This is a genomic window from Phormidesmis priestleyi BC1401 (assembly GCF_001650195.1).
GTDB lineage: Bacteria > Cyanobacteriota > Cyanobacteriia > Leptolyngbyales > Leptolyngbyaceae > Phormidesmis_A > Phormidesmis_A priestleyi_B.
Window position 1 is genome coordinate 1 of sequence record NZ_LXYR01000044.1, and the last position, 24,564, is coordinate 24,564.

The 24,564-nt window shown below is 48.1% G+C and carries 21 protein-coding genes; 13 read left to right on the top strand and 8 right to left on the bottom strand.

Going from position 1 to position 24,564, the window contains the following annotated elements:
- Positions 1–8: 8 nt before the first annotated feature.
- The gene (locus A8707_RS19200; RefSeq protein ID WP_068818818.1) at positions 9–359 is read right to left on the bottom strand and encodes a hypothetical protein; all 351 of its coding nucleotides are present in this window, start codon (positions 357–359) and stop codon (positions 9–11) included.
- Positions 360–557: 198 nt separating this feature from the next.
- Here A8707_RS19200 and A8707_RS28415 point away from each other — a divergent pair, with 198 nt between their 5' ends.
- The 13 genes from A8707_RS28415 (at position 558) to brxL (ending at position 17,674) form a co-directional block, all read left to right on the top strand.
- Positions 558–773 (top strand): hypothetical protein, encoded by a 216-nt coding sequence (locus A8707_RS28415; RefSeq protein ID WP_156518729.1) that lies wholly within the window; start codon positions 558–560, stop codon positions 771–773.
- A 65-nt stretch (positions 774–838) separates the two neighbouring features.
- The gene (locus A8707_RS29850; protein ID WP_068818819.1) at positions 839–1,276 is read left to right on the top strand and encodes a site-specific integrase; all 438 of its coding nucleotides are present in this window, start codon (positions 839–841) and stop codon (positions 1,274–1,276) included.
- On the top strand, positions 1,176–1,904 hold the full coding sequence (locus tag A8707_RS27030) for a tyrosine-type recombinase/integrase (protein ID WP_231948148.1): 729 nt from the start codon (positions 1,176–1,178) through the stop codon (positions 1,902–1,904). Before A8707_RS29850 ends, A8707_RS27030 begins: the two co-directional genes overlap by 101 nt.
- A gap of 676 nt (positions 1,905–2,580) precedes the next feature.
- Positions 2,581–3,174, top strand: a complete 594-nt coding sequence (locus A8707_RS19215; RefSeq protein WP_068818821.1) for a DUF1788 domain-containing protein — start codon at positions 2,581–2,583, stop codon at positions 3,172–3,174.
- Entirely contained in the window at positions 3,171–6,719 is a 3,549-nt protein-coding gene (brxC, locus tag A8707_RS19220) for a BREX system P-loop protein BrxC (protein WP_068818822.1), read from the top strand. The genes A8707_RS19215 and brxC overlap by 4 nt, the downstream gene beginning before the upstream one ends.
- Before the next feature lie 29 nt (positions 6,720–6,748).
- Positions 6,749–7,000, top strand: a complete 252-nt coding sequence (locus A8707_RS19225) for an AbrB/MazE/SpoVT family DNA-binding domain-containing protein (protein ID WP_068818857.1) — start codon at positions 6,749–6,751, stop codon at positions 6,998–7,000.
- The gene (locus A8707_RS19230; protein ID WP_068818823.1) at positions 6,988–7,434 is read left to right on the top strand and encodes a type II toxin-antitoxin system VapC family toxin; all 447 of its coding nucleotides are present in this window, start codon (positions 6,988–6,990) and stop codon (positions 7,432–7,434) included. The genes A8707_RS19225 and A8707_RS19230 overlap by 13 nt, the downstream gene beginning before the upstream one ends.
- Before the next feature lie 33 nt (positions 7,435–7,467).
- A complete protein-coding gene (locus A8707_RS19235; protein WP_068818824.1) occupies positions 7,468–7,833 on the top strand; it encodes a nucleotidyltransferase family protein in 366 nt (121 codons plus the stop codon).
- Positions 7,830–11,585, top strand: coding sequence for a BREX-1 system adenine-specific DNA-methyltransferase PglX (gene pglX / locus A8707_RS19240; RefSeq protein ID WP_068818825.1), 3,756 nt, complete (start codon positions 7,830–7,832; stop codon positions 11,583–11,585). The genes A8707_RS19235 and pglX overlap by 4 nt, the downstream gene beginning before the upstream one ends.
- A gap of 24 nt (positions 11,586–11,609) precedes the next feature.
- Complete coding sequence (locus A8707_RS19245) at positions 11,610–12,365, top strand: DUF4058 family protein (protein ID WP_068818826.1); 756 nt, start codon at positions 11,610–11,612, stop codon at positions 12,363–12,365.
- Complete coding sequence (locus A8707_RS19250) at positions 12,362–13,027, top strand: Uma2 family endonuclease (RefSeq protein ID WP_231948149.1); 666 nt, start codon at positions 12,362–12,364, stop codon at positions 13,025–13,027. The genes A8707_RS19245 and A8707_RS19250 overlap by 4 nt, the downstream gene beginning before the upstream one ends.
- A gap of 27 nt (positions 13,028–13,054) precedes the next feature.
- The gene (gene pglZ, locus A8707_RS19255; protein WP_068818827.1) at positions 13,055–15,607 is read left to right on the top strand and encodes a BREX-1 system phosphatase PglZ type A; all 2,553 of its coding nucleotides are present in this window, start codon (positions 13,055–13,057) and stop codon (positions 15,605–15,607) included.
- Between the two features lie 42 nt (positions 15,608–15,649).
- Positions 15,650–17,674 (top strand): protease Lon-related BREX system protein BrxL, encoded by a 2,025-nt coding sequence (gene brxL / locus A8707_RS19260; protein WP_068818828.1) that lies wholly within the window; start codon positions 15,650–15,652, stop codon positions 17,672–17,674.
- A gap of 24 nt (positions 17,675–17,698) precedes the next feature.
- Here the strand turns inward: brxL and A8707_RS19265 are convergent, their stop codons facing one another.
- The 7 genes from A8707_RS19265 to A8707_RS19290 form a co-directional block, all read right to left on the bottom strand.
- Positions 17,699–18,343 carry a BrxA family protein gene (locus tag A8707_RS19265; RefSeq protein WP_068818829.1) on the bottom strand — a complete coding sequence of 215 codons (645 nt, stop codon included), beginning with the start codon at positions 18,341–18,343 and terminating at the stop codon, positions 17,699–17,701.
- A 185-nt stretch (positions 18,344–18,528) separates the two neighbouring features.
- Entirely contained in the window at positions 18,529–19,548 is a 1,020-nt protein-coding gene (locus tag A8707_RS19270) for a PDDEXK nuclease domain-containing protein (RefSeq protein ID WP_068818830.1), read from the bottom strand.
- Between the two features lie 51 nt (positions 19,549–19,599).
- Complete coding sequence (locus A8707_RS30305) at positions 19,600–20,532, bottom strand: ParB/RepB/Spo0J family partition protein (RefSeq protein WP_068818831.1); 933 nt, start codon at positions 20,530–20,532, stop codon at positions 19,600–19,602.
- Positions 20,529–21,284 (bottom strand): ParA family protein, encoded by a 756-nt coding sequence (locus tag A8707_RS19280; RefSeq protein ID WP_068818832.1) that lies wholly within the window; start codon positions 21,282–21,284, stop codon positions 20,529–20,531. Before A8707_RS19280 ends, A8707_RS30305 begins: the two co-directional genes overlap by 4 nt.
- Before the next feature lie 372 nt (positions 21,285–21,656).
- On the bottom strand, positions 21,657–21,818 hold the full coding sequence (locus A8707_RS28420) for a hypothetical protein (protein WP_156518730.1): 162 nt from the start codon (positions 21,816–21,818) through the stop codon (positions 21,657–21,659).
- A gap of 92 nt (positions 21,819–21,910) precedes the next feature.
- Positions 21,911–22,765, bottom strand: coding sequence for an NACHT C-terminal helical domain 2-containing protein (locus A8707_RS19285; protein WP_068818833.1), 855 nt, complete (start codon positions 22,763–22,765; stop codon positions 21,911–21,913).
- Between the two features lie 161 nt (positions 22,766–22,926).
- Positions 22,927–24,480, bottom strand: a complete 1,554-nt coding sequence (locus A8707_RS19290) for an NACHT domain-containing protein (protein WP_068818834.1) — start codon at positions 24,478–24,480, stop codon at positions 22,927–22,929.
- Positions 24,481–24,564 lie beyond the last annotated feature (84 nt).

The following is a 24,564-nucleotide window of genomic DNA, read 5'->3' on the forward strand; positions in this document are numbered from 1 at the left end:
AGTAAGACTTACTTTTCTTCGGTGTACGTATAAGACCCCAACTCACAGAGATTTAGCTCATCGCGTTCAACAATTTGACCCTCCGCAAAGTTGCCCCTGATGCCATACGCGCAAGTCGTCTTGCCGTCAGCAATCGTCACCGTTGCCGTTGCTCCAGGCTCGATCTCTGTGTGGAGAATGTTTTCTCCCCAAGTTTTAGAAGCGGTGGGTTCTACATAAAACTCGGTCAGCGCTTTTGTGGTGTCGTTGTGTAAGGTAAATTCGAGATCTTCCGCGTGAGCACTTTGCATTCCAATGACCAGAGCAGGCAGGGCTAAAGCGGAAGCCGTGAGAACGCGGCGAAGGGTGGAAGAGAGCATCTAGAGTTTTCCTAAACTATGAATATGACCAAAAGTTAACCGACACCCAAAGCGATTCACAACAGTGTTTGCACGAGTTAGACGCTTCACGAGAAGAATATTATGTTTCAATTGCAGCAAGGTTCACATCGCGGTAGATACCTTGGGACAACTGCTAGCGGATAGTGCCCTTTTAGAAAGGCTGGAGAATACTCGGGATTGAGATGCAGTCGAGTAGGACATCACTGCCCTACTCGACTGCATCTCAACCCCAACTATGCAACTCATGCTGCTGCCGCGCCTGACTCGGCGACAGCAAACTATATGCCCAGCATTTTTGATTCAGCGATCGACCCATTTGGCATTGGCTGCAAAAATTTCCCTGATTATCGCTGGTCGGCAAAGGCTTTTATCCAATGCTTGCTATTATTCTGAGAATAGTCTGATAGAGATAAGTCTAATTATCTCTATCTAAAATCCACCCACCTTTTTCTTCACCGATGGCTTCATCCGCTTCTGACCCCGTTTTACCGATCGTGATCGTGCCGCTCGAAGGAGGCAAGGAAAAGGAACCCCGACGCGAAGAACCTCCAGACCTGCGGCATTGGCAGATTGAGGAGTTTCTGCGTCAGACCGGCAAGGCAGACAACACCCAGCGCACTTATCGGGGACAGCTTCAGCGCTTTGCGGCCTGGTCTGAGAAGTCTTGGCTCGAGGTCACCCCCAGTCACATTGGCAAGTATCGGCGAGAACTGAAGCTAAAGGGGTTGAAGCCGACTTCGGTGAACCACGCCCTCAATACGCTGCGCTCGTTCTATAGCTGGTTCCGTCGCAGCAATGGCTACCCCTCGGGTAGCCATTGCTGCGACGAATCAGCCCTTACCGACGGATGCGATCGATTTGGAACGACAGGAGGAACCGCAAGCGGCTCACCTTGATGGGGAGGACTTGGGGGAGGTGTGGGCGGTGCTGGAGTTGGAGGAGAAAACGCGGGTGCGTGACCGGGCGGTCGTGTCGGTGCTGCTGCATGGGCTACGGGCATCGGAGGCATCGGCGCTGGATGTCAGCAGCTGGAATGGCAAGATTTTAACCGTCCATCGGTACAAGGGGCAGAACGTGAGTGAGATACCCCTGAGTCGAGAGGCGCGATGCCATTTGAAAGCCTATCTGGAGTGGCGACGGCATCAAGGTGGAGCGTTTGAGCCAATGCCGGAGAGTCCCATGTTTTTGGCGCAAGATCCGAAGAGTGCCGGGAAGCGGTTAGGGTATAAGGGCTTGCATCGGATGGTGAAGAAGCTGGGGGCGATCGCGGGGGTGGAGAATCTGCATCCCCATCGGTTTCGGCATTCCTTCGGGACAGAGGTGACCAAGCGCGGGGTGGATCCGCTGTTTGGCAAGGAGTTGATGGGGATTAAGAGCGATCGGGTGTTTGAACGCTACACCAAGGGGGTGTTTAAGCAGGCAGCAGGTGAGGCGTATCTCAAGGCGATCGGGGAGAGTGATGAGGAGTCAGCAACCGAGTCTCAGAACTCATCTGTTAGTGACGATTCTATGGGACTAAACTAAGACAAAAAGCTTGCAGAATAGAAGTTACAGGTACTAAAAAGAAGAGTGGGTTTTGAGAATCTTTAGCGTCCGTTATTAAGAAGATGAAAGGAGTGATCGCCCCTCGACGACAGAATAAGACTTTCAGCCTCTCAAAACCCTTCCCAAAATCAAAGTCTCACAACTTTAATCCATCAATGGGTTCTGAGAGTCTCGACCGTTGCCTGATTAAGCGCTTTCGGCAATGAGACATGAGGGCTAAACAAGCTTAAATCTCCGAAGAGAAGTAAGAGCGGATTTAAGATCGACAGCTCAATGTAGCAATCACCCTTCCAGCAATTCCTTATAATTCTGGCGATACTGGCACGAATCGGGTTTCCTATTTACCCGTCGCCAAGGGCATATAGCAGCAGCCCAAAACTCACCAGCAGGAGTAGGCGGTCGTTCAAATGGTGAGCAGTGAGCAGAAAAATGACTCCGAGGCAGCATGTTTATTCAGTGTGTATCCCTGCACCATCAACTGTCTCTTGGCAGAACATCATGAGCATCTTGATGACGACGATGGAAGAGTAGTGCCAAGATAGGGGGAATGCTATGGACGGGGTACCTAAGATGTTTTCATCTGTCTCTGTCTCTATCACCTGCTTCAATCCAAACTTGATGTTTGAGTTGAAAAACTATCGAAAGGTTAGAACGGATGTCCTTACTGACGATCCAACAACGACTCAATGCCCTACTGCCTGCATTACAATCTCCTCGCTTGCTAGAAAATCAGGGTATTGGCAACGAGATAGGTTTCTATATTTTTGATTACAACCCAGAGCATGAGCCGTTGGTTCAGCAGCACATTCCCAAACTGCGATCGAAGCTTGAGTTACCGCCTAGCAATCTAAAGATTGTTGAGATTAACCTATATGGCGCAGTTTTAAGCATTCTGGAAGAGCGCAAAGTTTTACAAAAGGCATTTGAACTGGAATCTAGCAAAGGGAGCGCGGCTTTGAAGAAGTCGGTTAAACCGATGGTGCGTCCTGAGCAGGTCGTTGATTACATTCAGAAACAGCTTCAAGGGAATGAGCGGCTGATTTTTCTAACGGGTGTGGGAGCCTGTTACCCAATTTTGCGCGCTCACACGATTCTCAATAACCTGCATTCAGTCCTCGATCGCACTCCACTTGTGATGTTTTTCCCCGGATCGTATGACGGACATGAGTTACGGTTGTTTAACACGCTCAAGGATGACAACTATTATCGCGCTTTTCCTTTAGTGCCTCGCCAGGAGTATTTAGCATGAACATTGATCAACTGTTCCAAAAGAGCATTCACCGCAACATTAACGGTGTGATTAAAGTCGCTCAACAGGACTATGAAAGTGTTCGGCAAGAACTCGAAGAATATATTGTGACGAAGGAGTTAGACAAGCATTTTCACGCTTTCTTCGAGCGCTATACCAGTGCGCTAGACACCCCTACCGACAAAATGGGGGTTTGGATTTCTGGCTTCTTTGGCTCAGGAAAATCTCACTTCCTCAAAATTCTGTCTTATCTACTCGCCAATCAGGAATTGAATGGTCGACAGGCTGTAGATTTTTTTGACGAGAAAAGAATTCCTGATTCAATTCTACGAGCAAACATTATTCGATCGGCTCATGTGTCAGCGGATGTGGTTCTATTTAACATTGACTCCAAAGCTGATGCCACGAGCAAAAACCAGAAAGACAGCATTGTAAAGGTCTTTCAGAAGGTATTTGATGAGCATTTAGGGTACTTTGGCACAGTGCCTGCGATCGCCGAATTTGAGCGCACGTTAGACGAACAGGGCAATTATCTGTCCTTCCAAGAGGCATTTCAGGCGGCGAGCGGTGTGTCCTGGCAGGGAGCGAGAGACGCTTGGGGCTTCCATCAAGACGAGATTAGCCAAGCGTTGCAGGTCAGCCGAAGAATGAGCGCTGATGCAGCCGATCGGTTGGTGGAAACCTACGACCAGAACTACAGCCTGAGCGTTGAGCAGTTTGCTTGCACGGTGCGACAATACCTTGATAAGAAGGGGTTACAGCATCGCTTGATCTTCATGGTGGATGAAGTCGGGCAATATATTGGCGAGAATAGTGACCTGATGCTGAACTTACAGACTGTTGTGGAAGATTTGGGGGTTCATTGTAGTGGACGTGCCTGGGTTGCGGTCACTTCTCAAGAGGCGATGGATGAAATTACGAAGAATCGCATCAAAGGCAATGATTTTTCTAAGATTGTGGGGCGGTTCCACCGTCCGTTAATTTTGTCTTCTGCTAACACAGATGAGGTGATTCGGCTCCGCTTGCTGGCAAAGACTGAATCTGCTGAAGCGGCTCTCAAAACGCTGTATGGCGAAAAGGCTCCACTACTCAAAAACCAGCTTGCCTTCACCCAAGATAGTGCCGAGATGCCAGGATATCGGAGTGAGGGTGAGTTTATCGCGACCTATCCGTTCATTCCCTATCAGTTTGGCTTGCTGCAAAAGGTCTTTACCCAAATTCGCTTGATGGGTGCTGCCGGGAAGCACTTGGCATCGGGAGAACGATCGCTCCTAGATGCATTTCAAGTAGCAGCACGAGCCGTTGCCGATCAGCACAGCGACATTTTGGTGCCCTTTCACACGTTTTATCTAGCGATCGAGGGTTTCTTAGATAGTGCTGTCAGCCAGGTAATTAGTCAGGCAAAAGAGAATTCGCAGCTTCAACCGTTTGACATTGATCTGCTCAAAACGCTGTTTATGGTCAAATATGTCAAAGAAATTCACGCCAATTTAGATAACCTAACCACCCTTTGCCTCAGCAGCATTGACCAAGACAAGCTGTTATTGCGGCAGCAAGTCCAGGATGGATTGAATCGATTGGAGCGGCAAACCTTGATCCAGCGTGTGGGGGATGATTACGGCTTCTTGACTCACGAAGAGCAAGATGTGGGGCGAGCGATCAAGAATATTGAAATCGATCCAGGGAAAGTTACCACTGAGTTTCAGGGAATGGTGTGGAACTCAATTTTCACTGACAAAAAGCTGAAATACGACTCTCGTCATCAATATAGTTTTAATCGAAAGCTAGACGATCAGTCATTTGGGCAGCAGCTTGATGATTTTGCGCTGCATCTAATCACCCCTTATGCCGATCGCTACCAAGAGTTACAGTCAAACGAAGCCTGCATGTTGGGTACAAGTTCTGGACAGGAAGTGTTAATCCGCTTACCAGATGACGGACAGCTAATCGATGAGGTGAATGAGTTAGTTAGAACAGATGAGTATCATCGCCGCACCGATCAAAGTACGCTCACACAATCGTTGAAAACTGTTCTGGCAATTCGAGGAGAGCAGAACAGCAAACGACGCTCTGATATTGAGAATAAGCTCCGTAATTTAATTGCCCAGGCGGATGTATTTGCCAACGGTAGCAAGGTTGAGGTCAGCACCCGTGATGCTAAAGCATTACTCACTGAGGGCTTGACCTACCTGATTGGCAATATCTACACCAAGCTTAACTATGTTGAGAGCGGGTTTGCGACCGAGGATGAAGTGACCAATGCCTTGACTCGTGAAACTGAGGTGCAGAATTTACAAGGCAATCACCCCAACGCGGCAGCACACGGAGAGATGGAAAGCTGGCTAACGAATGAGGCACGATCGCATCGACGAGTCAGTATCCGGTTGCTGCGGGAGAAATTTGAGGCGCGTCCCTGCGGCTGGTCAGAGTTTGATGTGCTGGGGGTGATGGCAGAACTAATCAATAAAGGCAAAGCCGAACTACGCCGCGCTCAGAAAACTGTCAACTCAAAAGAAAGAGGACTGGTTGCCAAGCTGCGGGCAAAGATTGGGCTAGATGAATATCTAGTGCATCTGTGTCAGGAAGTTGATTCGGTGAGCCTGCGTGTGGCGAGAGAGTTAGCAAACGATCTCTTACCCAGTGCGCCTCCGACCGATCCGCTCAAGCTCTATGAGGAGTATCAGCAAATATTTAAGCAAGGGTGTATCGACCTTCAAAGCTGGCGCGATCAAGCGGAACGAGATCAGTTACCGTTTGCAGCGTTGCTGACACAGCATTTGGAGGTGTTACGCAAGTTATCGGAAACGGACGGGACAGCAACGTTCTTCAATGCAGTCCGTGATCAGAAGGAGAAGATTGAAGACTATACCGATGATAGGCAGAAGCTGAAGTCGTTCTTCACGGCTCAATTTACTATCTTCCTGAAAGCCAGATCAGATTTGGCAAAGCTGGAGCCAGAGTTGCGCCACATTAGCGAGGCAAAACTGCTGGGACAGGTAGAAACGGCCCGATCGATTCTCAATATGAGTGACCCAACCGCCCAAATTCCTCAGCTAGGAGGATTGCTAAAACCCGTTCAAGATCAGGTGCAAGTAATTTTGCAACGACAGGTGGCTGAGGTGCAACAGATTGGCAGTCGAGTCAGAGAACAGGTGGGAGACTATGCACGATCGGCTCATGGAACGGTGATCGATCGCCTCGATCTGACTCCATTCACGCAGGAGATTGAGCAGGTGAATCGTGCTGCTAGAAGTGCCATCAGCATTGATTCGGCGATCGCCCGTCAAAGTGACCTGGAAAACCTCTATTTAGCGTTGATTCAGCGGGTCGATCGTCAAGCGATCGAGATTCTAGAACAACTCAGGAAACAGCCGGATTCAGAGAACCTGGTGGTGCAGGCGAAGCCTATTGTGCCGATCAAGGTGGCACGAGTTGCCCCGAAACCTGTCCTTGAGACGGCTGCGGACGTTGAGGAGTATCTAACGGCACTGCGAGGAACGCTGATGAGAGAAATTGAGCAGGAGAAACGAGTCCGGTTGGAGTAATTGGGCGTATGTCATACTTTGATCAGCGTATGACAGAAAATAAACTGATGTCGATGAGCAAAGTTGGGGGACGCTATCAGGTTGTTGTTCCTAAAGAAATTAGAGAGGCACTGAACCTGAAACCTGGTGACTATTTAGAAGTCACAATTGTAGATGGAGCCGTGGTGATGGTTCCACAAGGCTCTTATACCTCACGATTGTTTGGTAAACACCAAGACGTTTGGCAGGGAGAAGACGCAGTGGCGTATGTGCGGCGTGAGCGAGAATCATGGCGCGACTAACCGACCTTCAAGGGTGCAGGGTTGGGCTGGATACAGTGGTGTTTATCTATGCCTTAGAAGGGCATCCTACCTTTGGCGATCGTGCGACCCAGTTGTTTGAACGCATTGAGCGAGGGACGATCAAAGCCTCTGCTTGTGATCTGGTATTAGCAGAGTTGATGGTGAAACCTTTGCGCTCAGGACGAGCAGATATTGCGGAAGGCTATGCCGCGACGTTGCCCCAGTTCCCGAACTTGAACTTTTGTGCCATGACTCAAGCGATCGTCCTTGCGGCAGCGCGATTACGAGGAAGCAGTAAGTTGGGTTTGGTGGATGCGCTGCATCTGGCGGCAACTCATGCTGATGGCTGCACTCTTTTCATTACCAACGACACGGCAATTCAGCATCCCGACCCAGGGTTAACGATTCTTTTGTTGTCTGATCTTTATGTTTAATGTCTTTTTCTGCTGCAATTCAAAAGGAGAAGCATGGAATTTAGTTTGCATAATGACAAGATGCAAGGGTATATCTCGATCGCACAGCGGAGATCGCAGAGCCGTTTGGAACAGCTAGTGCAGCGCCGAGCGCAGGGGATGGAGGTATCTCGGAAGGCAGCGAACTTATTGAAACAGGAATTTGGTGTAGGACGAGTCGTTTTGTTTGGCTCAGTGTTGGGAGAAGACTTCCATGAATCGTCCGATCTTGATCCGGCAGTCTGGGGTTTGCCAGAATCTCTCTATTTTAAGGCGATCGCTCGGTTGGAGGGGTTAGACGGATTCGCGATCGATCTGGTAGAAGCTCAACACGCCCTGCCTCACATTGCAGACGCAATTAAGAATGGGATTGATTTATGAACCGTACTGCTATCAAAAATTTTGCTATCTGGGCACGTCGATCGCTTCGTGAACAGGTGAGAGCTAGAGCCACACAGTTTGGCATTCGCTCAAATGAGATTCAGGAGGCACAGGAAGTCTCTGGTGGGTTGGTCGTAGCGGGGCAGGCGTTGAATGCTGATGAGGCAAAGCAATATCGGCTGTTGCGATCGCGATTGCAAGACTTGATGCAGCTTTATAAGCAGGCGCAGGCAGTAGATGTGCTGATTGATGAGATTGCCTACACCTGGTTTAACCGACTGGCGGCACTGCGGTTTATGGAGGTGAATGGTTACTTGACGACGCGGGTGTTGAGCAGCAGTGACCCGAAGCTGGTTGACCCGGATGTGTTGCGCGATGCGGGCTATATTGCTGAGGCGGGTGAGTTTCCGGGGTTGGATCTGGATCAGCTCGATGAGTGGCGCAGTGTGGCGAGTCGTGCCCCAAACCCAGATGAGTGGCTCTATCGGCGGCTGTTGGTGGCGCAGTGTGAGGCGTTGGCGGCGGGGTTGCCGTTTTTGTTCGATCGCACCCAAAACTATACAGCCCTGTTTGTGCCCACCAATTTGCTGAACAAGGATGAGATTGTGCAGCGATTGGTGACGGATATTCCAGAAGAAGATTGGCGCGACTCGTCGGATAGCGAGAACGGGGTCGAGATTATTGGCTGGCTCTACCAATTTTATATTTCGGAACGTAAGGATGAGGTGATTGGCGCGAAGAGCAAGGTGGCGGCACAGGATATTCCCGCAGCGACGCAACTCTTTACGCCGCACTGGATTGTGCGCTATATGGTGGAAAACTCGCTGGGTCGGTTGTGGCTAGAGTCGCATCCAGAGTCGGGGTTGAGATCGAAGATGCCCTACTACCTGGAGAGTCCAGTAGAATCGCCCCCTAGCCCCCAAGTTTGGGGGAACCAGAGTTCTCAAAGTCCCCCAGACTTGGGGGATTTAGGGGGCAAATTGCCTTTGCAACCTCAAGATCTAACGGTTTGCGATCCGGCTTGTGGCAGTGGTCATATTCTCGTTTATGCCTTTGATCTGTTGTTTGAGATCTATCGAGAACAGGGCTATTTAGAGCGAGACATTCCGGGGTTGATTTTGACGCACAATCTGTTTGGGCTGGATATTGATGAACGGGCGGTGCAGTTGGCGAGTTTTGCGGTGTTGATGAAGGCACGATCGAAGAATTCGCGCATTTTGCGAAAGCCCCCTATGTTGAATTTGGTGACGGTACGATCGACTCGCCATTTAGCCAGTCAATTAGCAGCTAGTCAGTTAGCGACGATGCCATCAGCATCACCCACATTGATCAATCATCAGTTAGTGCTGGGTGAGGTGCGATCGATGCAGTTGCCGATCGTGCCACAGCAGGCAAATGAATCGAGGTTAGGTGATTTGTTGGGTGGGCTGTTGACGGCGTTTGAGGATGCCGACCATTTGGGCAGTTTGATTACGCCGCCTGTGTTTGATGCGGTAGTGCTAAATGCGGAACTGGAGGCAATGGAACAAACGGCACCTGTGTTTGTGGAGTTGTTTGCGGCGTTGCGTCATGTGGTGAAGCAAGCGGAGTTGTTGCGGAAACAGTATTGGGTTGTGGTAGCGAATCCGCCGTATATGGGTAGCAAGAGCATGAATTCTCATCTAAAAGATTTTGCTCAGGCAAACTATCCCGATAGCAAGTCTGATTTATTTGCTGTGTTTGTTGAACGCATTATCGGCATGACAACGGCAGATGGATTTATGGGTTTAATGTCTCCATTTACCTGGATGTTTTTAAGCTCTTATGAAAAGCTTCGCAAACACATACTCAATAGAAACACGTTAACGAGTCTAATCAGACCGGAATATCATGCGTTCTTTGAGTCCGCTTATGTTCCAATCTGCACCTTTACTCTCAGCAAAAAGGTTTTACCTGAATATTCAGGAACATTTATTGATCTCACTCAGTTTTATGGAGCAGATTTACAACCCATTAAAACATTAGAAGCGATCGCTAACCCAAACTGTGGTTATCTTTACCACGCAAAAGCAACCGACTTTGCAAAAATTCCGGGGAGTCCGATCGCGTATTGGGTGAGTCGCAAAGTAGCTAAAATCTTTGAATCTTATAATTTTCTTTCAGAAGTTGCTCATCCTAAAAAGGGATTAAATACAGCAAACAATGAGCGTTTTTTAAGACTTTGGTTTGAAATCGCAACAGAGAAATTGGGTCTTGCGTTAAGTAGTAAGTTAGCGGCAAAGGAATCGAAGAAAAAATGGCTCCCAAATCATAAAGGTGGAGATTACAGAAAGTGGTATGGAAACAATGATTGGGTAATTAATTGGGAGAATGATGGTCGTGAAGTTCGAGACTATCCAAGTTCAGTTGTACGCAACCCGGATTTTTACTTTTTAGAATGTATAACTTATTCATCTATAAACTCATCATTCTTCGCAACACGTTTTTCAGAACAAGGATTTTTGTTTAACACGGGAGGATCTTGTGTTTTCCTAAAGCGGACAGAATATTACTGGATAGTAGGTAGTTTCTTGTGTTCCAAGTTGTCAACTTTTTTTATGTCTTTTATTAATCCAACTATGAATATTAACGTAGAAGACGTAGCCGCTTTGCCTATTTTAGAAATCGAGGATTCTTTAAAGGAAGAACTTGAAGTTAATGCAAAGAAAAGCTACCAAATTTCTCGTATAGATTGGGATAACTTTGAAGCCTCTTGGGATTTTCAAACTCATCCACTTCTACGAGACAAAACCATTTATCAACTCTCCCAAGCATTTACAACCTGGAAAACTGAAAGCGATCGTGCCTTCCAACAACTCAAACAACTCGAAGAACAAAATAACCGCTACTGGATTGATGCCTACGGGTTACAAGACGAACTCACCCCCGAAGTCCCCGACGAGCAGATCACCATTCGCCGCGCCGACCTCTCCCGCGACATCAAATCCCTCATCTCCTACGCTGTCGGCTGCATGATGGGTCGCTACTCCCTCGATCGCCCCGGCTTAATCCACGCCGGACAACCCTTCGACCCCAGCCAGCACACCACCTTCCCCGCCGACACCGACGCAATTTTGCCCATCACCGACCAAGCCTACTTCGACGACGACCTCGTTTCCCGCTTCATCGACTTCATCAAAACCGCCTACAGCGAAACCCACCTCAGAGAAAACCTCGACTTCATCGCCAACGCCCTCACCCTCCGCCAAGACGAAAGCCCCCGCGATCGCATCCGTCGCTATTTCCTCACCGAATTCATCTCCGACCACATCCAAACCTACAAAAAACGCCCCATCTACTGGCTCTTCACCAGCGGCGCTGGCAATAGCAAAACAGTCCGCGCATTCGGCGCACTTATCTACCTGCACCGCTACACCCCCAACACGATCGCCCAAATTCGCACCGATTACGTCCTCGAACTGCAACGCAAACTGATGGGAGAGATCGATCGCACCCAAAAGCAACTCGATGAAGCCACCACCAGCACCGCCAAAAAAGCCATCCAACGTCGCCTCAAAACCCTACGCGACCAAGATGCAGAACTCGCAACCTACCAGGCAAAACTACAAACCTTTGCCGATCAACGCATCCAACTCGACCTCGATGATGGCGTGGCATACAACTACACCCGCTTTAAAGGCTTAGTCTACGAAGGCTCAGACCTAAAAATGGTAGACCTAGAGAAAAAAGCCCAGTGGAAGCTAGATCTGTCGAAATCAGAGCGATCACAGTAAAGTAAGTAGCAGGAGGCACAAGCGATGCAACCCAAGTTTCCAGGAATGAATCCCTATCTTGAAAATCCTGAACTGTGGTCAGAAGTACATTTTGGGCTGATTGCAGTACTAGCACGATCACTCAATGCTGTCATTACCCCTAAATATCGGGCTGCGGTTGAGAAACGGGTTTACGCCGACTCGCTGCTAGTTGGCATTCCCGATGTTGCAGTCTTTCAACCGGGCACCCAGGCGATCGCACCCCAGCAAACCACAGCAACGTTGACCAAACCGCTAGTCGTGACAGTGCCGATCGTAGAAGAAACCCAAGAGCGCTTCTTGGAGATTCGAGCAGTGGCGACAGGAACAGTCATCACGATCGTGGAAGTGCTGTCGCCGAAAAACAAGCGGGCAGGCGAAGGCAAAGCAAAATATGATGCCAAGCGACAAACCGTGTTAAACAGCGCGGCTCATTTGGTAGAAATTGATCTGCTGCGAACCGGAGAACCAAAGCCAATGGCAGGAGGCGTGGCATCCGATTATCGGATCTTAGTCAGCCGTGCAAATTGCCGCCCTACCGCAGAACTATATCCATTTAATTTGCGAGAGCCGTTGCCACGCTTTTTGTTACCCTTGCGCCCTGAAGATTCAGAACCCGTTGTAGATCTCCAAGATCTGTTGCAGCAAGTTTATCAAGAAGCAGCATTAGATTTGGCGATCGACTACTCCACCCAACCAATTCCGCCCCTACCAACAGCAGACTTTGAGTGGATTCAAACCTTATTAGAGGTCGAAGCATGATGGTTAACCAATTCGCGCCACCTCAAGCAGCCCCTAACAGTCAAGCCACTCAACGGGTTGTGCTGCATGATGTCAGTTGGCAAACCTATCAAGCCTTGCTGTCTGATATGGGCGACCATCGTTCCTCTCGGCTTGCCTACGATCGCGGTGTGCTAGAAATCACTATGCCCTCTGACCTGCACGAATTCATTAAACGCCTGCTAGAAAGAATCGTGACGACACTCACCGAAGAGTTAAACCTAAAAGTGCGGAGTATTGGTTCAGTCACCCTCGATCGAGAAGACCTCTCGCAAGGCGTAGAACCAGATTCTGGCTTTTATATTCAAAACGCCAGCCACATTCGAGGTAGAAAACTCGATCTTGTGAATAATCCTCCCCCTGACCTGGTTGTAGAAGTAGATATCACAAGTGTTTCAACTCGGCGATTAAAGATCTACAAGCAGTTACAGGTTCCCGAAGTCTGGCGTTGCACTGCACAAGCGATTGAAATCAAACACCTTCAGAACGGAGAATATACCTCCCGTGAATACAGCCTTGCCTTTCCAATGGTTTCTGCTGTGACGATCCAGCAATTTCTTGAACAAGGCAAAGACACGGATGACGATAATGAAGTCGTGCGATCGCTGCGCTCCTGGATTCAACAGCAGCAAAGCTCACCTTAGCGATCGCATCCAATCACACCTGCCCACATGAACATCACTCGCATTCAGGCTATACTACAAACCCTTTTCCAGGATGATTCTCGTTGGTCGCATTCAGGGCAACGTGTAGTGTTTTGGTATGACCCCGATCAGCAGTTCCAAGACACCTTTGCCGAAATCCAGCTAGACGATATTGAAAAACTTCAGTTAAACGACACCCCTTTCACGGTTAAACACCGCCTTCTGATCGAACAGCCTGATCAAGCTTTTCTTCTCTACGCCCCCCATCTAGAACCCGAACCCCAAGACAACTGGCTACTCGATATCCAACACCGAGGACTCACTTTCTCCGCCGATCGAGCTGCCCTGATCTTTGCTGATCTGGGGTTACGTCAACGCAGCCTAGAAACCGTCATCCGCCAATACCTCAAATTCTTCGACAGCCGAAAGCGGACAGAAGCCCTACAAGCAATGAATCTTGCCCCTCAAACCCACGAACAGGGATTTTTATTAGCGATGCTGTCTGTTCTGGTTGGGCTGAAAGTCCCTGATGCCAGTGGTCTAATTCGCCGAGTGCTGATGGCAGGGCTACTTGAAACCGATAATGCACTCTGGGTAGAAATCACCCGCTTTGTCTCCCCCAAAGCCTTCTGGCAGATTGTCCAAGATCACTTGGGGGTAACCGATGCGACTCCTAGCCTCAACAAACTGTTTGTGTGCCTGCTCATCACCCATTTCGATACTGCCCTGCACGGACACCTGCCTAAATCACTGCACCCGCACGTCATCCTTCCAGGTCAACAAGCCTATGCCTTCATCGACCAATGGATGCGCGACCAGCAAGACTCATCCAAGTGGATGGAGCTAAGTCAATTGATTGAGGCAGAACTTGATCTATTTCCAACGATCGAACCCCTCGCCCCTGACATCCTCTTTGAAGCGTCTAGCTTTGAAGCCGTTGACCAAGCTCTCATCCGCACTTGCATTCAAGAACTCAAGGCACAGGCAAGCGACCTCACCCGTTGGCGCACCCGTTTTACAGCAAGACGTTCCACCGTTTGGTATCCCAAATATGAAGCAATCTATCAGGCACTAGAAGCTGCGATCGATTTAATAGAGCTAAAACATCGCTACGCTAACTTTCGATTGTCTGCACCTCTGCTGTTCAACGCCTACGCCACCGAGATCCATCAGTTCGATCGCGCTTACCGTCACTTCATCGTTGCTAGCGACCGTGCGATGGGTGACATCATCAAAAACCTGGTTAAGGAAATTGAAAATCTTTATACCTACTGGTTCCTTGATGGGCTAGGAGCCGCCTGGTCAGACGCACTGGAGGCGCAAGCAAATGGGCATTGGCAGGTCGCAGGAGTCACGTCTCAAGCCAATTTCTTTAACCACAACATCACCCCAATTCTAGAACGCAACGATCGTGAGAAAGTGTTTGTGATCATCTCTGACGCATTGCGCTACGAAGTCGCTAGCGAACTCAAAGACACGATCGAAAAAGAGCTACGGGGCGAAACACTCTTAGCCCCCCAACTTGGCGTTCTACCCAGCACCACTCGCCTGGGAATGGCAGCTTTACTCCCCGGCACTACGTTAGAGCTAGTTCCTAAAGATGCCCTGAAGGATGGATTAAGCACAAAGGGAGCGGATACCCGTCTGTCCGTGCTACAGCGCAACAGCGGAGTCGAAGCGACTGTCCTTCGTGCCGCCGATCTACTGGCAATGAGCACTGAAATGGGACGAGAGGCAATCAAACCCTATCGTTTAGTTTACATCTACCACGATATCATTGACGCGATCGGCGATAAAGCTGCTAGCGAACGGCAGGTATTGGCTGCCTGTGAAGATGCGATCGCTGAATTGCTGAAGCTGGTCAAAAAAATCTGTAACTCACTCAATGGCACCCACGTTTTAATCACCGCCGATCACGGGTTTCTCTACCAGCGTCAAGCGATCGCAGAGGCTGACAAAGTTCCCCTTCCCCAAGGAGATGACATTGTAGAAACGAATCGGCGGTTCACACTCCGTACCCAAAATATTGAGGAGCCGAGCTTGTTAAACTTCACCCTTCCCTATGACTCTAGAGGTGCGATCGTGAGTGTGCCCAGAGGAAGCCTGCGTTTTTCAATTCAAGGAGCGGGTGCTCAATATGTGCATGGGGGAGCCAGCCTTCAAGAAGTTTGTGTTCCGGTCATCACCTATCATCACAAACGAGCAGAAAAAGGAGATGATGGCCCTGCCCGAAAGGTAGGGGTGCAGATCAATGCCCGACTCCGGCGCGTGACCAATAACCGCTTCAGCTTCAATTTGATGCAAACTGACCCAGTTGAGGGCAGATGGCGATCGCGGCGCGTGTCAGTGGCGCTCTACGATTCACAAGGCAACGCAATCACCGATGTCAAAGTGGTGGAGCTAGGCAGCAGCAGCCCACATCCCACCGATAGAGAATTCAAACAGACTTTAATCATCACGGTGCCTAACCCGCCTACAACCGCTTCCCTTATTGTTAAAGATTCTGATGACAATACCGAATTAGTACGAGAGACGTGGACAATTAGCCTGGGGATTACAAATGACTTTGGCGACTTCTAAAATAGAAATTGTCCCGTCCGGGCATTAGCAGGTAAATACACAATGGCTATAGATGTCCTCGATCGCAAGCTCAATGATATTTACCCTGGCAGGGTCGTCCGAAAAGACTTAACGAAGCGCATCAAAGAGGGGGCTAGCGTTCCGGTTTACGTATTGGAATACCTATTAGGAATGTATTGCGCCACAGACGATGAGGCAACCATCGAAGCAGGCGTTCAAACGGTTAAGCGGATTCTTTCTGAAAACTATGTTCGTCCTGATGAGGCGGAGCAGGTTAAATCAAAAGTGCGGGAGATTGGGCGGTTCAGTGTCATCGATCGCGTGACCGTCAAACTCAATGAAAAAGCAGATATCTATCAGGGACTCTTGATGAACTTGGGAGTGAAAGGCGTTGCAATTGACGCTGATCTCGTGACCCGCAACCCCAAACTGCTGAGTGGAGGTATCTGGTGCATTCTCCAGCTTGAGTATGAAGCGGGTGCAAATCCTAGCCCATTTATTGTGGCGAGTCTAAAGCCCATTCAAATGCCCAATGTAGATATGGAGGAGTTATTTGCGGGGCGATCGGCGTTTGAGCGAGAAGAATGGATCGATTTGCTGATTCGCTCTACGGGACTAGAACCAACCACCTTAGTAGACGAAGTAAAATGGCATCTGCTGGCGCGGATGATTCCACTGTGCGAGAACAACTATAACTGTTGCGAATTGGGACCGCGATCGACCGGAAAGTCTCACCTCTACAAAGAGATTTCACCGAATTCGATTCTAGTCTCTGGCGGCAAAACCACGGTTGCCAACCTGTTCTACAATATGTCTTCTCGCCAGATTGGGTTGGTGGGGCTGTTTGATGTGGTCGCATTTGATGAAGTGGCAGGCATCAGCTTCCATGACAATGACGGGATTCAGATCATGAAAGACTACATGGCATCTGGCTCCTTTGCGCGCGGCAAAGCTGAAATTAGCGCCAATGCTTCCATGGTATTCGTCGGAAACATCAACCAAAGCGTCGAGTCCCTAGTCAAAACCTCGCATTTGCTGGCTCCTTTTCCAGCCGCCATGATCGATACTGCCTTTTTCGATCGCTTCCACGCCTACATTCCCGGCTGGGAAATTCCCAAATTCAGCCCTCAAAACTTCACCAATCAGTACGGCTTCATCGTAGATTACTTGGCAGAATGGCTACGAGAAATGCGAAAACGCAGCTTTGCCGATGCAATCGATCGCTACTTTCAACTGGGCAATAATCTGAAGCAGCGCGATGTGCAAGCCGTCCGCAAAACGGTGTCAGGACTGCTAAAACTGATCTTTCCCGATGGCAGCTTCACCAAACAAGATGTTGAGACGGCGCTGGTGTATGCGCTCAGAGTCAGAAGACGAGTCAAAGAACAGCTTAAAAAAATTGGTGGTATGGAATTCTATGATGTGCATTTCAGCTACATCGATATTGAAACCTTAGAAGAACATTTCGTCTCAGTGCCAGAGCAGGGCGGTTCGCATTTAATCAGCGAAGATATCCTCCCACCAGGACACCTGTATCTAATCAGCGATAGCGATAGGGGCAAAATTGGGGTCTTCAAACTGGAGCTACAGGCAGTTTTAGGCAATGGTAAACTGAACCGTGCAGGAGTCGCCAGCGCTACTGGCATGAAAGACACTATCAATATTGCCTTGAGCTACTTCAAAGCCAATGCCCATCGGGTCAGCGGTTCAATTCATCCTGACAACTCTGACTTCCTGCTGCAACTCCTCGACCTCCAAGGATCAGGTGTGCCGACCTATAGCGGATTAGCATTGTTCATTTCGCTTTGTTCTGCGGCATTAGGGCGCGCAGTACAGCCTCAGCTTACAATTTTTGGCGAGATGACGTTAGGCGGCACTATCAATCCAGTCAGCCATCTTACAGGAAGCTTGCAGGTAGCCTTCGATGCTGGCTCTAGAAAGATCCTGCTCCCTATGACTAGCGCTGTTGATCTCCCAACGGTTCCGCCTGAGCTATTCACCAAATTCCAGACCTCGTTCTATACCGATCCAATCGACGCCGTTTTCAAAGCGCTGGCAGTGAACTAAGCAGTCGGCTGAGAATTTGGTCAATCAATTAAGCATCAATACAAGAAAGCGCTCAAACCCATCAACGATCAACGGCTGCTTAAGGGCTATCGGCACTGGAGTCGCTCGAATTTCATAGGTTCCTTTGGGCTTAATCGGCTGCAACAATCCTGCACTCACCAAGACTGAAACCGTATTGCTAGACGCTCTCTGGTAGGTTGCTTCTGACCAGCTAGCAAGCGTTTGACTCTCCTCTCTTTGAGTCTCAAAAAAGACTCGTAAATCCGCAGGTTTAATCGCTAGGTCAAACTGCTTTACCTTGTTGAGTAACACATTAGCAATCAATTCTCGTAGCAGCCGATGCTCTAGCAAAATTGCAAATAGAACAGTGAAACGTCGTACATCGGCATGACCCTTTGCTATCAGGTAAATGTATTTAGGCGGTAGCTTTTCCAGACGCTGCCAAATCGTCCGCAATGCACCCTGCCGTGATGTTTGAGAGCGAATCTGCAACAAATCATCAATGACCACTCGCTGCTTAATCGTTTCATATTCAAGCCCCTGCCATCGTAGTTCAGCGATCGCTACTGTTTCAGTCAAGGCAAAAGCATATTTCGTATAAGCCCTATACGAGGAATTTATTGCTGTGTTGAACAAGCCGACAGAGCTTGCTGCTGACTCGTTAATCATAGATGCTCTCTATTAGTTGCAAAGGAAGCTATACGCTTAATCAAGGTTCTCATTCCCTTTAGCCCAGTCAATACTTACTTGCAGTTGTTCTGGAGCCGGTAGTTCTGTTTGAAGCTCTAATGGAAGGCTACCTAACTGATAGGTGCTGGGACAGCTCGCCCGATTTAACTTTGCTAAAGTGTAATCTACTCTAATCCCTCCAACAACTTTGCTACTTGCTCAGGATTGGGCAGTTGGTCTTTCAACTCCTGCGGTAGCGTCGAAGTCATTCGATAGGTTGCGATTCCGATCGGCTTAGTAGCATCTTTCAAGGCGTACTCCACCGTCATCTTGTCTTTAGTCTTGCACAGGATAATCCCAATCGAAGGCTGCTCATGTGAGAGCCGGACTTTATCATCTAATACCGCCAGGTAGAATTGCATTTTACCAAGATACTCTGGCTCAAACTCCCCAATCTTGAGATCGATCGCCATGAGGCACTGCATTGATCGATGGTAAAGCACAAGGTCAATGAAATATTCCTTGTTTCCGACTTCTAGGCGGTATTGGCTTCCGACAAAAGTAAACATGCCACCCATCTCTTGAAGGAAAGGTTCAACTTTTGACAGGATGGCAGTCTCCAGTTGACGCTCTGAATATTTATCCCCCAACTCCAAAAACGGGAACGTGTATTCATCCTTTACCGCCAATTTAGCTTGATTCTGAATCTCTTCAGAAATTGTAGCCTCAAAGTTCGTTTGGTTCAGTAGAGTCTTTTCGTAAGTCTGATTTTCAATTTGATGGAGTAAGACGTTTTTTGTCCAACCATATTTGCGAGTCATACGGATGTAGAACTCTCGTTCCAGATCATCCTTACATTTCTCCATGATGACTAGGTTGTGGCTCCACCCAATTTCTGCAACCATTGGTTGCAGTTTTTGATTTTGGCTGTAAGTGACGTAGAAACTTCGCATATTCCAGATATTGCGAACGGAGAACCCACTCATTCCTGGAAACTCTGCTTGTAAGTCCTTGGCTAGCTGTTCAACGATCGACTTCCCCCAGCTTTCTCCTTGTTGACGAGTCACAATCAGTTGCCCAATATCCCAGTAGAGCGCAATCAGTTCTTTATTGACTGCCCGAAGCGCCTCGTATTGAGCAGACCGAATTCGCTGTTTGATTTCAACGAGAAGACTGCCATATTCTCCTGAACCTAATTTGCTCACTAAACTTAATCCCTAACATTCGACAGAAAAGGCTGGATGCATTATCTAGAGCTAAACTGCATCAGAGACCAATGATCGCAGATCAGCCAGCACTTTCTCCAGCCTTTTTTGTTTTTTAGGATCATCCCAAACCTTCGACCGCTTGGCGAGTTTCAGTACATCATCAATCTGAGTCTTTAAAGGGGGCTGTTCTGCTGCCGCAGCATTAGACTTGAGATTATCAACCCGCTCTTTGATTTGAGCTAAAGATAAGTCTTGGGAAATCGCCTCCTTGAGCAGGTCTTTGCGGTGTTCCTCATCTTTCACACGAGCGATCGCTTGAGCCTTGGTATAGGCAATCTTTCCCTGTTGCAGAGCTTCTAGAACATCGTCAGGAAGCTTGAGTAGGGGAAGGCGATTATTGACGAATGACTCCCACGTCATGGTTGCCAAAGAAGCAAAGGTCGATTGCACAGCCTCGTTTTCTGAACTGCCCATAACGTTATGGGCAACTTTTCCTTTAGCCTCGTGCTGCATCCGATAAAGCAGTTTAGGAACCTCGTCAAGAGCCATTTCTAGCCTGAGTGCCAGAAGCTGTAATACCCCTTCTGTTTCCTCGATCGGATTGAGGTCTTCTCGCTGAAGGTTCTCAATCAGAGCCAGTTGAACTGCCTGTTCGTCCGTTAGATCACGAATCACGGCAGGAACATCATTCAGCCCAGCTTCCTTTGCAGCGCGGTAGCGCCGTTCCCCGGCAACTAGTTCGTACATATTTGACCCGTCGAGAGTCCGCAGCAGCAAAGGCTCTAAAATTCCGTGTTCTTTGACCGAGAACACAAGTTGTTCCATTTTCTGAGGGTCAAAATATCGTCGGGGTTGTTGGGCAGGGAGTTGGATGCGACCAAGCGCGACCGTGTTGGACGCAGAGGAAGTCTCAGCATCCCCGAATAAAGTGACTGGAGCCGTAATCTTGCCCCCGAACACGCGCTCACGCTTCGATGTCATTTTAGCTTCTCCATTTCTTTAGCAATTCCGTCTAGTACCTTCTTAGCTGGATGCTTAGGGCTATAGACAGCTAAGGGAACTCGCTCCATTGAAGCATCTGCGAAGGCAGTTGACTTCGGAATCAGTGGAAAAACTTTAGCGATCGGAGCGAGCTGTTCCTGGATCGCTTTTAGGGTTAACTCGTCGTGAGAGTTGCGGCTATCGTACATCGTGGGCACAAACCCAGCGATTTTGAGATTTCGGTTGGGTTTGGCTTTTACCTTTTGTAAGGTTTGCAAAAGCATATCAGTCCCCTGAAAGGCTTTGAACTGCGTTTGGATCGGAATCAGCAGGTAATCTGTTGCTACTAAAGAAATATAGCTCAGCATCCCTAAACTAGGTGGACAATCAATCAAGATGAAATCATACTGATCGCGAACTGGATCTAAAGCGTCTTTGAGGCGAGTGTCGCGCATATATGCGGTGACTAACTCCTGCTCAGCATCAGAAAGTTTTAACTGCGCGGGCACTAAATCCATGCCACAGATTTCTTTATGGATAGGCAGTTCTTCTTCAGGTACGATCGCGTTATAGACCGATCGCTCTAGCTCTCCTGGCTCCAGCCCCATGAACGTGGTTAGCGATGATTGGGGGTCCATATCGACTAGCAGCACTCGCCGCTTTCTTTGAGCCAAGCTATAGCCTAAGTTCATTGCCAAAGTTGACTTCCCAACTCCGCCAGCTTGGTTAAATAGTGCAATGACTCTTCCCATTTATCTTAAATGCCAATTGTCTTGAGAGCAGCATACCGTACTTAGAAGTACCTAATTTGCCTTCTTTCACACTTAATGACATTGCATAACTCAATCCAGGAGGCTGCTTCATGCAAAGGTTGATTCTAGTGGTGGCATAGTTGAGGCTTCGCTCAAAGTTCTTGATCAAACTTTTGCAGTGTTCAATTCAAGCATTAGAGGTAACTACTCAGCCGAGATTGAAAAACCAGAAAAGGTTTACCCTGAAAGTATTTCAGCCGATTTGGTGCAAAATACAATTCTCAACTAGCTCGGAAAATTGGATTCCTATTGAGAATGGTCGATTTTTGTATATTCAGAGAGAATTTTCAAATCCTACAGGTAGTGGTTTAGTCATCCTGAAATTCTAAATGTAGAGTCTGAGTAGTTACCATTAGAGTATTCAACGATCCATCGAGCTGCTACCGGCACAAATCCCAATTTTTCTGTTCCGCCTTCTTTTGTTTTAACAGCTTCTTGCATGATTGAAAGCGAAAGTCTTGAATCAGTAGTCATGGGGCATTTCAAAAGAAGACTTTTAACCTAACAGCAACAAGAATAGAGGAGATGCGTTGTGAACTCATTACCGCAGCATTCAAGTGAGCGGATTAATGTACTTCACTAGGCAGAAGCAGATTAACCTCAACCTTTTCCTGCACAGATGGAGTGATAAACTGTGCACGCTTCATACAGTCTAGTAGCAAGAGATTAGCGTCATAATATTTCCTTAAAACATCTTTATTCACCTCATCTAACAATTGCGGAAATCGAAGCAATGTTTCGTTATTTGTGTTTGTAGAGTCAAAGAATTGCAGTTCGTCCAACAATTTTGCTGCCCACCTTCCTCCGTCTTGCCGCCACCAACTCATAAACAAATTTTGCTGAGGCGGGAATACAACGCTATCAAGTTGAAGCAATAACTCTTTGATGGATAAAAGGGCAGGTAGAATTGTATCGACTAATCTTGTATGGTAGAAGCGCGCAAACGCCATGATGTCATTCGCCAATTTTTCAGTTGAAACCAGACTCAGCGCGTTGCACATACGTTGATACAAAAGATTAAAATCTGACAGATCTTGCGCGAACTCTTCATCAAGGCCCATCGTTTGTGCCAGCGGAATTGCCTGATAATCCTTAGTTGCTTGCCCACTCTTGCGAAATGACTCAACTCCCTCATCAAAATTGCAGCCCGCTAGGGATAAGTACCAAGCTCGCAGTGCTGATAGCTTATAAGGCAGTTTCTCGGCAGTCTTGATTGCCTTAGTATTGGACCAGGTTAGCAGTTGCTGTAATTCACTCTGATTAGCGAAGGTAGTGTGAAGTTGCTGCTCCATTTGACGAATCATGTCATCTGCGGAGAGCTGCATCTCGGCCACAAGCAAAAACACTTCTCGCCACTGGGAATTGCATATTTGCGGTAGCAAAATCTGCCATGCCTGCTCTAGGTGAATTGACCGAGCCACGAAGTACTCATGGAATGTTAGGTGGGAAAAAGAGTAGATGTAAATCGCCCGCTCCGCTAGCAACCCATGATGTGCCGCGATCGCCTTGATGATTGCCTTGCCCTCTTCCTGTAGCCGAATTAAGCTAGACGCAGCAAGATTGGATTGTCGTAGGTATCGCGCTACAACTTCTTGAGCAAGTTGCTGGTTGAAAAAAGTTGGGACTGCTCAAACGTGACTCGTGCCAGTTGAAGTAGCAGTTCCACTTTATGGGCTTTCCCTAAGTTGCGATAAATCTCATCACGATGGACATTTCGGTGCAAATCCCACTTCTCTAAGAGTGCATCGATACCCTGTTCATATAACTGATGCTGCGTTTTAGGCAAAGCCTTCATATCGCGAAACACAATGCAAATTAAGTTTAGTAGTAACGGTGTAACGGCTAATTCTCGAATTGCTCGATGCTGCGGCTGATTGAGTGCTTCAATTAGAGCTTCGCTCGGGTTAGGTTCTGCTTGTGATTGATCTTTCAGTAGCGCTTTAAACCAGAGTTGAATGAAAGATTCAGCTTGCTCTCGGCTAAAATCAGCAACTTCAATCTCAACAAATTTCTCTCCAGAAAATTCGTACTTGTTAGCTGCAACACGGCAGGTAATTAAGAAGGAATTATCAGCATATTGGTTAATGAACTGCCTAATTTGCAGCACAACTAGCTCATTGCTTGACGCTGACACTTCATCTAAACCGTCTAGACAAATTAGTGCTTTCCCGGATTCTAAAATCGCCTGAACCGATTCCTTAGACACACCCCACTGAACTAGCGTTGAGCAAATAAAACTGAACAGCTCGTTTTCGCTTGAACCTTGCTGGACTACTCTTGCAAAATAAGACAGTTGAATGAAGATAGGAATCTTATCTGGCTGAAATCTGCCTTCGATGCACTGCACCACCAGGTATAGCAAGTAGGTCGTTTTCCCAATGCCAGGTTTTCCTAAAACCATCAGCCGTTGAAGGTTTTCTGCTAAATCCCAACCAGAATGACGCAGCGGCTCTTGTCCTTCTAAGCCCAAGCGATCAAGGTGTTTCACAGCGACAGGAGATTGGAGAAGTGCAAATAGTGATCGCCAGCGGCGATTGACAATCTCTCGCCAAACATCTGTGCCCGTGTAAATGGCTTCCACATCTACGAGTTCTGGAATACCGAAAACGCGAATTCTGCCGTACTCCTGGTGAATTCTTTCGTACAGTTGCTGGCGAACTTGCTGAACTTGTGCCTCGATTCCTGAAACTGGTTGACCTTGAGCCAATGAACCTTGCGCCTCTACCAATGACCGCACGTGCTTGAGATTCATGGAGCGGTTTTTTGATAGCAGCTTCAAGTGGAGAAGTTTTCCAGGAACGCGCGGCAAATTATGAATGCCGTCATCGTCATCGTCGGGCACTAACACCTTGATTTCTTTAAGCCTTTCCAGCAGGTACCCGAGATCGCGTTTTGTGCGTTTGATCTTCCTGCCTTTTTCTTGCTCGCAAAACAGGATAAAAAGCTGATTTAGATCTTGATGAGTTGTCTGAATTCGCAAACAAAACCCGTTAGAGGACTGCGCCACCCACTCAAACTCGATCGCATAGGGTGAATCCTCTCTATTCTCAAGCTTTCGATCAGCCCAAGTTAGAAGTGCATCTACTAGGTCAAAGACCTGCTGTTGAGTTTCGGGTCGCCAGCCTGAAAGTCCCATAATGTTAAGAAATCTGAATTTTATGAGAAATCGAGGTCCTAAACTGCTGCGGAATCTTAATTGCTGATCATTCCGCAGCCCAAC

Coding starts and splice junctions, on each gene's coding strand:
- A8707_RS19265 (WP_068818829.1), bottom strand. CDS start 18,343: ATGATTAACGAGTCAGCAGCAAGCTCTGTCGGCTTGTTCAACACAGCA.
- A8707_RS27030 (WP_231948148.1), top strand. CDS start 1,176: ATGGCTACCCCTCGGGTAGCCATTGCTGCGACGAATCAGCCCTTACCG.
- brxL (WP_068818828.1), top strand. CDS start 15,650: ATGGCTATAGATGTCCTCGATCGCAAGCTCAATGATATTTACCCTGGC.
- A8707_RS29850 (WP_068818819.1), top strand. CDS start 839: ATGGCTTCATCCGCTTCTGACCCCGTTTTACCGATCGTGATCGTGCCG.
- A8707_RS19290 (WP_068818834.1), bottom strand. CDS start 24,480: ATGGGACTTTCAGGCTGGCGACCCGAAACTCAACAGCAGGTCTTTGAC.
- A8707_RS19200 (WP_068818818.1), bottom strand. CDS start 359: ATGCTCTCTTCCACCCTTCGCCGCGTTCTCACGGCTTCCGCTTTAGCC.
- A8707_RS19245 (WP_068818826.1), top strand. CDS start 11,610: ATGCAACCCAAGTTTCCAGGAATGAATCCCTATCTTGAAAATCCTGAA.
- A8707_RS19225 (WP_068818857.1), top strand. CDS start 6,749: ATGACAGAAAATAAACTGATGTCGATGAGCAAAGTTGGGGGACGCTAT.
- A8707_RS19230 (WP_068818823.1), top strand. CDS start 6,988: ATGGCGCGACTAACCGACCTTCAAGGGTGCAGGGTTGGGCTGGATACA.
- A8707_RS28420 (WP_156518730.1), bottom strand. CDS start 21,818: ATGACTACTGATTCAAGACTTTCGCTTTCAATCATGCAAGAAGCTGTT.
- A8707_RS19215 (WP_068818821.1), top strand. CDS start 2,581: ATGTCCTTACTGACGATCCAACAACGACTCAATGCCCTACTGCCTGCA.
- A8707_RS19280 (WP_068818832.1), bottom strand. CDS start 21,284: ATGGGAAGAGTCATTGCACTATTTAACCAAGCTGGCGGAGTTGGGAAG.
- brxC (WP_068818822.1), top strand. CDS start 3,171: ATGAACATTGATCAACTGTTCCAAAAGAGCATTCACCGCAACATTAAC.
- pglX (WP_068818825.1), top strand. CDS start 7,830: ATGAACCGTACTGCTATCAAAAATTTTGCTATCTGGGCACGTCGATCG.
- A8707_RS30305 (WP_068818831.1), bottom strand. CDS start 20,532: ATGACATCGAAGCGTGAGCGCGTGTTCGGGGGCAAGATTACGGCTCCA.
- A8707_RS19250 (WP_231948149.1), top strand. CDS start 12,362: ATGATGGTTAACCAATTCGCGCCACCTCAAGCAGCCCCTAACAGTCAA.
- pglZ (WP_068818827.1), top strand. CDS start 13,055: ATGAACATCACTCGCATTCAGGCTATACTACAAACCCTTTTCCAGGAT.
- A8707_RS19235 (WP_068818824.1), top strand. CDS start 7,468: ATGGAATTTAGTTTGCATAATGACAAGATGCAAGGGTATATCTCGATC.